Source organism: Halococcus sp. PRR34, from assembly GCF_028617175.1.
GTDB lineage: Archaea > Halobacteriota > Halobacteria > Halobacteriales > Halococcaceae > Halococcus > Halococcus salifodinae.
In genome coordinates, this window is the sequence record NZ_JAQJDA010000069.1 from 1 (window position 1) to 715 (window position 715).

Annotated in this window: 1 protein-coding gene; it reads right to left on the bottom strand. The window is 55.4% G+C overall.

Going from position 1 to position 715, the window contains the following annotated elements; translation table 11 throughout:
- Window positions 1–269, bottom strand: a 269-nt coding sequence (locus tag PHA81_RS20835; protein ID WP_273838805.1) for a PLP-dependent transferase, incomplete at its 3' end; no start/stop codon positions are given.
- Window positions 270–715 lie beyond the last annotated feature (446 nt).

Here is a 715-nt window from a genome sequence, read left to right on the forward strand (position 1 = left end):
ATCCCGGACGCGGTAACAGCGGCTCCAACACCGTTTTCGAGCGCCGCAAGGCGGTCCTGCAGCGTTTCGAGCGTCGGATTCATCAACCGGGAGTAGATGTAGCCCGGCTCTTCGAGCGAAAACTGGGCGGCGGCATCTTCGGCGTCATCGAAGACATAGGAACTGGTCTGGTAGATCGGCGGCGCGCGGGAACCAGTTGCGGGGTCGGGTTCTTGCCCGGCATGTACTGAATCGGTCGCAAGAGAGCGGTCTTCTGTATTATCGACCATACCCATCTAAACCAAGGCAATCGCCATGATGGTACGTCTGAAGGCTAACATTGCCGATGTCAATGACGCACTCTCAGTACCCTCCCATACTCTCCAAGAAGCACTCAGAAGCACCCAAAAGGACCCAGAACGACGGGCGCTCTTGTCTATACTTCTGCGGTTAAAGATGAACGAGTAGCACGGTCAGAGTTGACGACACCGGCGTCTATCGGTTTTGAGCGTGTAGACATTCAGATGCTCGATTGCCATTGGGACGAAGGGCATCCGAGCAACGTTGCTCTGAAAACGCTGAAACTCCCCATTCTCTGCGACTGTGGTGTCTCCGTGGAGGGTGTGAACCGCTCCAAAACGCCATTTACGCTCAACCGCAGACGCTCTTGTGTAGATTAGCGGAATACGTTGACGGCGACGCAATCGACAAGGCTGTGGATGGGTGCTTGAACAAG